Genomic DNA, 11,422 nt, shown 5'->3' with positions numbered 1-11,422 from the left:
GCCAGCTCCTCGAACGAGTGCGCCCCGCCGTCGTCTGCGCCGTCGACCACGAGGACCGACACCGACACCCGCGCCGCCCAACTCCTCACCGAAGCACTCAACCTCTGGCGCGGACGCGCCCTCGCCGACCTCGTCGAAACCGGCACCTGCTGGTCAGAACTCGCCGCCATCGAAGACGAACGACTCTCCGCCCTCGAAGACCGCCTCGACGCCGAACTCGCCTGCGGCCGACACCGCGAAATCACCCCCGAACTCGAAATCCTCACCGCCACCGAACCCCTGCGCGAACGCCTCTGCCACCAATTCATGCTCGCCCTCTACCGCAGCGGCCGCCAAGTCGACGCCCTACGCGTCTACCGCCGCACCCGCGAAGCCCTCGTCGACGGCCTCGGCCTCGAACCCGGCCGCAGCCTCCAAGAACTCCAACAACGCATCCTCGAACACGACGCCAAAATCCAGATCCCCGCACTAACCCACTGACCCACCCCGACGCCAACCGCAATCACCTCCGCGATTACCCGAGCGTGGACCGCCTGCGGGCAACATCAGGGGCGCGCGCGGTCCGCGACGCCTGGCGCATCGGAGGCCGACGGCAATTCCTGCTCTGCGACCACAGCGAGGACGACATGGCGAACAAGTGCCCGGCGCACGGGCATCAGATGCTGATGGACGACGACTACTTCGCGAGCCCGTACGCGGCCTACGAGCTCTATGCGTCACTGCATGAGAAGGGCACCGTCCACCGGACCTGCCTCGACGACCACGGTCCCGTGTGGCTGGTGACCGGCCACGCCGAGGTCTACGCCGCACTGCGCGACAAGCGCCTCGCGCGGCCCCGTGAGTACAGCAACGGGGACTTCACCAGCACGCGCTTCCCGGAGGGCGAGGCGACCGGCACGATCGTCACCCTCGACCCGCCGGAGCACACGCGACTCAAGAAGATGATCAACTTCACCTTCCTGCCCCGCAACCTGGAGACGTTCCGGCCCCGGGTGCACCAACTGGTCGAGGCCCGGCTCGACGCGATCGAGGCGGCGGGCGGCGGCGACCTGGTCGAGGACTACGCGGCCATCCTGCCGATCACCATCGTCTGCGACGTGCTCGGCATCCGCGAGGAGTACCGCAAGGACCTGAAGCACTGGGCGGACCTGGTGTTCAGCGGCGACAACGAGACCAACGCGATGGTCCGCACGAAGATGTCGCACTTCATGAACATGGTCCGCGAGGAGAAGACGAAGGAGCCCGGCGAGGACCTCTTCTCGTACTGGATCCACGCCAAGAACGCCGACGGCGAGCCCGAACTCAACGTCTACCAGGTGATGGCCCTGGCCCTGCTGACGATGCTGGGCGGCTACGACACCACCGCGGGCATGATCGGCCGGGGCGCGCTGGCGCTGCTGGACAACCCGGAGACGCTGGAGCGGCTCCGCAAGGACCCGGACCTGTTCGACGTGGCCGTCGAGGAGTTGCTGCGCAAGCACGGCTCCGTGCACCACGGCTTCCGCCGCTTCGCCACCGAGGATCTGGAGATCGACGGCACGAAGATCGCCAAGGGCGAGACGGTGCTCCTGCACCTGACCGCGGCCGGCAACGACCCGAAGCGGTTCCCCGATCCTGAGGTCCTCGACATCGACCGCGAGGACAAGGGGCACGTGGCGTTCGGCGGCGGCCCCCACTTCTGCTCGGGCTCCGAGCTGGCCCGGATGGAGACCACCATCGCGCTGCGTCAGCTCTTCACCCGTTTCCCGAACATCAGGCTCGCCGCGCCCCGGGAGTCGCTGAAGGTCCGGCGTAGCCCGCTGGTGCCCGCCCTGGTGTCCCTCCCGGTCACGGTCTGAGCGCTTCCCACCCCGGCCCGCATCGCAACTCCTGTCCGACAAGAGGTTGTTGAACCATGCCGCGTACCGATCTGCTCCAGCCCCTGCCCGAGCTGCTCCGGACCAACGCCGAACGGTCCGGCAACCGGATCGCGTACGCCGATCCACGGCGGAGCGTGACCCACGCGGAGTTGGCGGTACGCACGGCGCGCCTCGCCGGCCACCTCGCCGATCTCGGCGTGTGGCCGGCGGACCGGGTCGTCGTCCTGCTCGACGGCGTCGCGGCGGTGGAGGGCGTCCTCGCCGTCGTCCGGGCCGGCGGGATCGCCGTGCCGCTCGACCCGGCCCTGGACGACGCCGAGCTGGCCCGGCTGGTCGAGCACGCGGGCGCCGACGCGGTCATCACCGACGCGGCCAACGCGGCGCGGGTGTCGGTGTCGGTCCTCGTGGTCGACGGCGCAGACGACGGCGGGGCGCACTCGTTCGAGGAGCTGGCGACGACCGAACCGTCGTCGCCGCCCCAGGACGACGCCGGCCTCGACGACCTGGCGTTCCTCACCTACACGGCGGGGACGACCGGCCCCCGTAAGGGCGTGCTGTCCACGCAGCGCAACGCGCTGTGGCCCGCCGCCGCGGCGGCGTACGTGGCCGGACTCGGGTGCGCCGAGGACGACCGGGTGCTGTGGATGCTGCCCGTGCACGCCTGGTTCGGGCAGCTCCTCGCCGCCACCGCGGCGGGGGCGTCGGTCCGGCTCGCGGGCGGCCTGTCCCCGGACGAGCTGCGGGCCGCGCTCGCCGCGCAGGGCAGTACCGTGCTGGTGGGCACCGGCGCGACGCACCGGGCCCTGCTGGACGCGCCGGGCCCGGACGCGCAGGGGGTACGGATCGCGCTGGCCGTCGGCCCGGTGGACGCCGCGCTGCGCCGGCCCTTCGAGGCCGCGTTCGCCGCGCCGCTGCTGACCGGCTACGTGACCACCGAGACGTCCGGCCTGATCGCGGTGAGCTGGCCGAACGGCGACGCGCAACGGCGCTGCCTGCCCCTGCCGGGGCTGAGCGTGCGGGTGGTCGACCCCGGATCGGGCGCCGACCTGGGCCCCGGCCAGGAGGGCGAGGTCTGGGTCAGCGGCCCGAACGTGATGGCCGGCGGCTACCACGACCTCGCCGCCGAGACGGCCGAGGCGCTGCGCGGAGGCTGGTACCGCACGGGCGACCTGGCCCGCCGGGACGACTCCGGGCACCTCACGATCACCGGCCGGCTGGCCGACGTGGCCGAGGTCGGCGGCGAGCGGGTGCGGCTGGACCGCACCGACGCCGTGCTGCGGAGCGTGCCCGGGGTGCGCGACGCGGCGACCCGGGCCTCCTCCGACGGACCGGTCGCGTACGTGGTCGGCTCCGAGGTGGACGCCGCCCGCCTGCTGGCGGCGTGCCGTGCCGAGCTGCCCGCCGCGGCCGTGCCGGTCGAGACGTACCTGGTGCGGGAGATCCCGCGCACCGCCCTCGGCGGTCCGGCGCGCCACCGGCTCGCCGAGCTGCCCGGCCGCCTGCTCTGCGTGGCCGGACCGCGGCACGACGCGCTGCACGCGCTCCGCTGGGAGCCGGCCGCCGCGCACGCGCGGGAGGCCGGCCCGGACGCCTCCGCCACCCCGCCCACCTGGTCGGTGGTGGGCCCGCCCGAGCTCACCAGCGGGCTCGCCGGCGACGGGCCCGCCGTCGACAGCTACGCCGACCCCGCCGCGCTGTCCGAGCTGCTGGCCCGGGCGCTCGACGAGGACCGGCCGGCGGACTCCCGTTTGGTCGTGCTGACCCGCGGCGCCGTCCACGGCGACGACGCGGCGGACCCCCGGCAGGCCGTCGCCTGGGCGGTGGCGCGGGGCCACCAGCTCCGCCGCCCCGGCCGGCTCGTGTTGGTGGACGCCGACGAGGTCACCGCGGACCTGCTGGGCGCCGCCGTGGCCGCTGGCGAGGACGTGCTGGCCGTACGCGCGGGCGAGCTGCTCGTGCCGCGGTACGCGGCCGTCCCCGCCCGGCCCGGGGACGCGCCGCTGCGGGGCACGGTCGCGCTCGTCGCCCGCTCGTACGACGCGACGCTGGCCCGCCACCTCGCGGCGGCCCACGACGTACGCGACCTGGTCCTGGTGGGGCCGGACGACGTTCCCGCCGGCGCGCCCGCCGAGCTGGCGGCCCTCGGCGCCGGGACGGCCGTGCACCCGGGCGTGCCGTTCGACCGGGCGACGCTGGCGGCCGTGCTCGCCGACCTGCCGGTCACCACCGTCGTGGCGGTGGACCTCACGGCCGAGGAGCTGCTGGCGCTGCACGAGGCGACGCCCGGGCACGCGGGCACCGCACTCGTGCTGCTCTCCGGCGACCGGGACCCCGCCGTCGCCGACGCGCTGGTGCGGCACCGCCGCGCCCGCGACCTGCCCGGCGTCTCCGTGGCGTGGAGCGCGCCCGGCTTCACCGAACTGCCCGTGGCGCGACGTGCCGCCCTGCTCGACGCCGCGCTGGCGGCGGACGAGCCCTGCGTGGTCGCCGCGCGGCCCGTGGTGGACGCCGAGGTCGACCCCGAGGGCACCCGGGCTGCCCTCACCGAGCGGCTGCTGGCGGTGCCGGAGGCCGACCGGCTCGGCCTGCTGCGCGACGTCGTGCGGGCCGCCACCGTCGAGGTCCTGCGGGACCAGGCGCCCGCGACGATCGAGGTCGAGACGCCGTTCCGCCAGCTCGGCTTCGACTCGCTCACCGCCGTGCAGCTGCGGGGCCGGCTCTCCGCCGTGACCGGCCTGAACCTGCCGGCGAGCCTGGTCTTCGACTACCCGACCCCCGACATCGTCGCCAGCCATCTGCTCGACGCCCTGGGCCTGGGCGCGGCCGACGCGGAACCGGCCGCCGTCGAGGCCCACGACGACAACGAGCCCATCGCGATCGTCGGCATGGCCTGCCGCTACCCCGGCGGTGTCGCCTCCCCGGACGACCTGTGGCGGGTGGTCGAGGGTGGCGTGGACGCGATCGGCGAGTTCCCCACCAACCGCGGCTGGGACCTCGCGGCGCTCTTCGCGGGTGACGGGCCCGGCACGTGCAGCGCGACCGCCGGCGGCTTCCTGTACGACGCGGACGAGTTCGACGCGGAGTTCTTCGGCATCAGCCCCCGCGAGGCGCTGGCGATGGACCCGCAGCAGCGGGTGCTGATGGAGACCGCGTGGGAGGCGCTGGAGCACGCCGGCATCCCGCCGGCCTCGCTGCGCGGCAGCGACACCGCCGTCTTCACGGGCCTGCACGTGCAGGACTACGGCCGGCTCGGGCACAGCGAGGACGACGGCGTCGACGGCTTCCTCATCACCGGCACCCACGGCAGCGTCGCGTCCGGCCGGATCGCGTACGCCCTGGGCCTGGAGGGCCAGGCGATGACCGTCGACACGGCCTGCTCGGCGTCGCTGGTCGCCCTGCACCTGGCCGTACGCGCGCTGCGCTCCGGCGAGTGCGCGATGGCGCTGGCGGGCGGGGTGACCGTGATGTCCGGCACGGACACGTTCACCGAGTTCTCCCGGCAGAACGGCCTCTCCCCCGACGGGCGGTGCAAGGCGTTCTCCGACGACGCCGACGGCACCGGCTGGGGCGAGGGCGCCGGCGTGCTGGTGGTCGAGCGGCTCTCCGACGCCCGGCGCAACGGCCACCGGGTGCTGGCCGTCGTCCGCGGCTCCGCCGTGAACCAGGACGGCGCCTCCAACGGCCTCACCGCCCCGAACGGACCGTCCCAGCAGCGGGTGATCCGGGCGGCCCTGGCCAACGCCGGCCTGACACCCGATGAGGTCGACGCCGTCGAGGCCCACGGCACCGGCACCACCCTCGGCGACCCCATCGAAGCCCAGGCCATCCTCGCCACCTACGGCCAGGACCGCGAACGACCGCTCTGGCTGGGCTCGCTGAAGACGAACATCGGCCACACGCAGGCCGCCGCCGGCGTCGGCGGCGTGATCAAGATGGTCCTCGCCCTGCGCCACGGGCTGCTGCCGCGCACCCTGCACGTCTCGGAGCCGAGCCGCAAGGTGGACTGGTCGGCCGGGGCGGTGGCGCTGCTGACCGAGCCGGTCGCGTGGCCCGCCGGCGACCGTCCGCGCCGGGCCGCCATCTCGTCCTTCGGCATGAGCGGCACGAACGCGCACGTGATCATCGAGGAGCCGCCCGCCGCCCCGGAGGCCACCTCCGCCCCCGACGCCACCCCGGCCGGCGCGCCGCAGGTGCTGCCGTGGCTGTTGTCGGCCCGCTCCGAGCCGGCCCTGCGGGAGCAGGCCCGCCGGCTGCACGACCACCTCGCCGAGCGGCCCGAGCTGTCGGTCGCCGACGTCGGTCGGTCTCTCGTCACCACCCGGATGACCTTCGGCCACCGGGCCGCCGTCACCGGCGCCACCCGGCAGGACATGCTCGACGGCCTCGCCGCCCTCGCCGCCGGTGGGAGTACGCCCGACGTGCTGACCGGCACCGCCGGCTCCGGCGGGCTGGCGTTCCTGTTCACCGGTACGGGCGCCCAGTACCTCGGGATGGGCGCCGAACTCGCCGCCGCGTACCCCGTCTTCGCGAGCGCCTTCGACGAGGCCTGCGCCGAGCTGGACCGGCACCTGGACCGGCCGGTACGCGAGATCATCCGCAGCGACGACCTGCACCGGTTCGCGTACACGCAGCCCGCCCTGTTCGCCTTCGAGGTCGCCCTGCACCGGCTCGTCGAGTCGTGGGGCATCCGCCCCGACTTCGTGGCGGGGCACTCCCTCGGCGAACTCTCCGCCGCGTACGTCGCCGGCGTCTGGTCCCTCGCCGACGCCGCGAAGCTCGTCGCCGCCCGCGCCACCCTCATGGCGGCCCTGCCGCTGGGCGGCGCGATGGTCGCGGTGCAGGCCACCGAGGAGCAGGTCACCGCGTACCTCGGCGACCAGGTCGGCATCGCCGCCATCAACACCCCCACCGACCTGGTCATCTCCGGCGACGAGGCCGCCACCCTCGCCGCCGCCGAGCAGCTCGCCGCGCTGGGGCACAAGACCAAGCGGCTGCCGATCCCGCTGGGCGCCCACTCGCACCTGATGGACCCGATGCTCGACGACTACCGCGCCGTCGCCGAGTCCATCACCCACCACGAACCCCGCATCGGGCTGATCTCCACGGTCGACGGACGACCGCTGCGCTCCACCCCCGAGCACTGGGTCAACCAGGTCCGCCGGGCCGTCCGCTTCCGCGACGCCGTCCAGAACCTCACCACCGACCACCACGTCGACACCTTCCTGGAGATCGGCCCCGACACCGTCCTCGCCACCACCACGGGCGACGCCACCGGCATCGCCACCATGCGCCGGGGACAACCGGAGACCCACACCCTCGCCAGGGCCGTCGGGCACCTCTTCACCACCGGCACCGCCCCCGACGCCGACGCCTACTTCCCCGACGCCCGGCCCGTCGAACTGCCGACGTACCCGTTCCAGCGCAGGTCGTACTGGCTGCGGCCCGCCGGCGGGGGCGACGTGGGCGCGGCCGGCCTCACCGCCACGCGCCACCCGCTGCTCGGCGCGGTGCTGGGCGTCGTCGACACCGACCGGCTCGTGCTCACCGGGCGGCTCTCCCTGCGCGAGCAGCCCTGGCTGGTCGACCATGCCGTCCTCGACACGGTCCTGCTGCCCGGCACCGCGTTCCTCGAGCTGGCCGCGCACGCCGCCGAGCACACCGGCAGCGGCACGATCGAGGAACTCACCCTCCAGGCCCCGCTGACGATGACCGAACAGCAGCGGGTCAACATCCAGGTGTGGGTCGGCCGACCCGACGAGCAGGGCCGCCGCGAGTTCGGCGTGTACTCCCAGCCGGCCGGGCACACGCCGGGCGCGGAGTGGACGTGCCACGCCTCGGGCACGCTGGCCGACGCGCCCGCGCCGGCCCCGGTGGCGGAGGAGTGGCCGCCGCCCGGCACGGAGCCCGTCGACGTCGGCGACTTCTACGGCTGGCTGCTGGCGCGCGGCTTCTGCTACGGCCCCGCCTTCCAGGGCGTCCAGGAGGTGTGGCGACGCGGCGACGAACTGTTCGCCCGGGCCACCCTGCGCGCCGAGGACGAGCCGGCCGCCGTGCGCTACGGCGTACACCCGGCGCTGCTCGACGCCGCCATGCACCCGCTCGTGCTGCACGTCGCCGGCGGCGGGGAACAGGCCGGCCGGGCGTGGCTGCCCTTCTCCTGGCGCGGGGTGCGGCTGCACCGCCGAGGGGCCTCGGCGCTGCGGGTCCGGCTCACCCCGGCCGGCGAGAACACCCTGCGGGTGAGCACCACCGACGACGACGGCAACCCCGTGCTGAGCGCCGACGCGGTCGTGGTCCGCCCGGTCACGACGAACGGACTGGCCGGCGCGAGCGGCCCCACCGCCGCCCTGTACCGCACGGACTGGGTGCCCGTGAGCGCCCCGACCGGGACCGGCACGCCCGACGTCGAGGTGTTCCGCGTCGAGGCGGGCGACACCGCCGACGCCGTACGGCGGTCCCTGTACGACACGCTGGCGACGGTCCAGCGGGCGGCGGCCGGCACCGCGCGGCTGGCCGTGGTCACCCGCGGCGGCGACCTCGCGGGCGCCGCGGCGTGGGGCCTGGTCCGCTCCGCCCAGACCGAGCACCCGGACCGCTTCGTCCTCGTCGAGACCGACGGCACCGACAGGTCCGAGCGCGCCCTCGCCGCCGCGCTCGCCACCGGGGAGCCGCAGCTCGCCATCCGCGACGGGGCGCTGGCCGTGCCGCGGCTCGCGCGGCACGCCGCCGCCGCCGCCGAGCGCCGGCTGTTCGATCCGACCGGCACGGTCCTGATCACCGGCGGCACCGGTACGCTCGGCGCCGCGCTCGCCCGTCACCTGGTCACCCGGCACGGCGCGGAACACCTGCTCCTCGTCTCGCGGCGCGGCGGAGACGCGCCCGGCGCCGCCGAGCTGGCCGAGGAGCTGGCCGCCCTCGGCGCCACCACGGTCGACGTCGTCGCGTGCGACACCGCCGACCGCGAGGCGCTGGCCGCGCTGCTCGCCGGGCTCTCCCGGCCGCTGGCGGGCGTGATCCACACCGCGGGCGTGCTCGACGACGGCATCCTGGAGTCGCTCACGCCCGAACGTGTCGACGCCGTCCTGCGGCCCAAGGTCGACGCCGCGCTCCACCTGCACGAGCTGGCCGGCGACGTCGAGCTGTTCGTGCTCTACTCCTCCGTCGCGAGCGTCATCGGCACCGCCGGGCAGGCGAACTACGCGGCGGCGAACGCGTTCCTCGACGGCCTGGCCGCACAGCGACGGGCCGAGGGCCGGGCGGGGCTCTCGCTGTCCTGGGGTCTGTGGTCGCAGGAGAGCGAGATGACCAGCCAGCTCGGCGAGGCCGACCTGGCCCGGATCGCGCGCGGTGGTCTGCTCGCGCACAGCGTCGAGGAAGGGCTCGCGCTGTTCGACGCCGCGTGCCGCTCCGACGAGGCGCACCTGACGCCCGTCACCATCGACGTCGCCGCGGTACGCGCCGCGCCGAACGCCGCGCCCCCGCTGCACGGCCTGGCCAGGGTGCCGCGGCGGCGGCAGGCCGCGACCCGCCCGGGTGCCACCGCGCTCGCCCGCGAGCTGGCCGGCCGCAGCGAACAGGAGCAGCGCGGACTGCTGCTCGACATCGTGCGTACGCAGGTCGCGACCGTGCTCGCCCAGCCCGACGTGGACGCCGTCTCCGTGGCCGAGCCGTTCCGTCAGCTCGGCTTCGACTCGCTGATGGCCGTCGAGTTGCGCAACCGGCTCAACACCGCGACGGGCCTGCGCCTGCCCGCGACGTTGACCTTCGACTACCCCACCCCGGAGGCCCTCGTCGAATACCTGCGGGGCGAGCTGGGCGGCCGGGAGGACGAGCCGCGACCCGCCGCCGCGACGGTCGCCGCCCGGCCCACCGACGAGCCCATCGCGATCGTCGGCATGGCCTGCCGCTACCCCGGCGGCGTCACCTCGCCGGACGAGCTGTGGCAGCTGCTCGTCGACGGCCGCGAGGGCATCACCGGCTTCCCGACCGACCGCGGCTGGCACCTGGACACCCTGTTCGACCCCGACCCGGACACCCCCGGCACCAGCTACGTCGACCAGGGCGGCTTCCTGCTCGACGCGGCCGGGTTCGACGCGGAGTTCTTCGGCATCAGCCCCCGCGAGGCGCTGGCGATGGACCCGCAGCAGCGGATCTTCCTGGAAACCTGCTCGGCGGCGCTGGAGAACGCCGGCCTGCGGCCGGACGCGCTGCGCGGCTCACCCACCGGCGTCTTCGCCGGCCTCATGACGCACGACTACGCCGCCGGGGCGGGCGCGGTGCCCGACGGTGTCGAGGGGTTCTGGGGCACCGGCACCGCCGGCAGCGTCGCCTCGGGCCGGGTGGCGTACACGTTCGGGCTGGAGGGGCCGGCGGTCACCGTCGACACCGCCTGCTCGTCGTCGCTGGTCGCCCTGCACCTCGCCGTGCAGGCGCTGCGCTCCGGCGAGTGCTCCCTCGCGCTGACCGGCGGCGTGACCGTCATGTCCACGCCCAGCCTCTACGTCGAGTTCTCCAAGCAGCGGGGGCTGTCGCCGGACGGCCGCTGCAAGTCGTTCGCCGCCGCCGCCGACGGCACCGGCTGGTCAGAGGGCGTCGGCGTGCTGGTGGTCGAGCGGCTGTCCGACGCCCGCCGCAACGGCCACCGGGTGCTCGCGGTGGTGCGCGGGTCGGCGGTGAACCAGGACGGCGCCTCCAACGGGCTGACCGCCCCCAACGGGCCCTCCCAGCAGCGGGTGATCCGCGCCGCGCTCGCCAACGCCGGCCTGACGCCCGACCAGGTGGACGCCGTCGAGGCCCACGGCACCGGCACCACCCTCGGCGATCCCATCGAGGCCCAGGCCATCCTGGCCACCTACGGCCAGGACCGCGAACGACCGCTCTGGCTGGGCTCCCTCAAGTCCAACATCGGCCACGCCCAGGCCGCCGCCGGCGTCGGCGGCGTGATCAAGATGGTCCTCGCCCTGCGCCACGGGCTGCTGCCACGCACCCTGCACGTCGACGAGCCGTCCCCCAAGGTGGACTGGTCGGCGGGCTCGGTCGCGCTGCTGACCGAGGCGGCCGAGTGGCAGCCGAACGGCCACCCGCGCCGCGCGGGGGTGTCCTCGTTCGGCGTCAGCGGGACGAACGCGCACGTGATCATCGAGGAGCCGCCCGCCGCCCCGGAGGCCGCCGCCGGCAGCACGCCGCCGCCGGTGGTGCCGTGGCTGTTGTCGGCCCGCTCCGAGCAGGCCCTGCGCGACCAGGCCCGCCGCCTGCACGACCACCTCACCGCCCACCCCGACCTGGCGGTCGCCGACGTCGGACACTCCCTGGCGGGCCGGGTCTCCTTCACCCACCGGGCCGCCGTCGCCGGGGCCGACCGGCAGGAACTCCTCGACGGCCTCACCGCGCTGGCCGCCGGCGGCAGCGCCGCCAACCTGGTCACCGGCACCCCGGACACCGGCGGGCGGCTCGCGTTCCTGTTCACGGGTCAGGGGGCGCAGCGGCTGGGCATGGGCGCCGAACTCGCCGCCGCGTACCCCGTCTTCGCCACCACGTTCGACGACGTGTGCGCCGCCCTCGAC

The 11,422-nt window shown here is 75.2% G+C and carries 3 protein-coding genes; all 3 read left to right on the top strand.

Translation table 11 applies throughout. The features are described from left to right. A partial coding sequence (locus ACSNN9_RS25385) for an AfsR/SARP family transcriptional regulator (protein ID WP_436675729.1) occupies positions 1-480 on the top strand: 480 nt, incomplete at its 5' end. Between the two features lie 146 nt (positions 481-626). Then, positions 627-1,838 (top strand): cytochrome P450 family protein, encoded by a 1,212-nt coding sequence (locus tag ACSNN9_RS25380; protein WP_436675728.1) that lies wholly within the window; start codon positions 627-629, stop codon positions 1,836-1,838. A 56-nt stretch (positions 1,839-1,894) separates the two neighbouring features. Next, positions 1,895-11,422, top strand: a 9,528-nt coding sequence (locus ACSNN9_RS25375; RefSeq protein ID WP_436675727.1) for an SDR family NAD(P)-dependent oxidoreductase, incomplete at its 3' end; no start/stop codon positions are given.

This window comes from Micromonospora sp. URMC 107, from assembly GCF_051386315.1.
Lineage (GTDB): Bacteria > Actinomycetota > Actinomycetes > Mycobacteriales > Micromonosporaceae > Micromonospora.
This window is presented reverse-complemented; position numbering and strand designations above follow the sequence as displayed.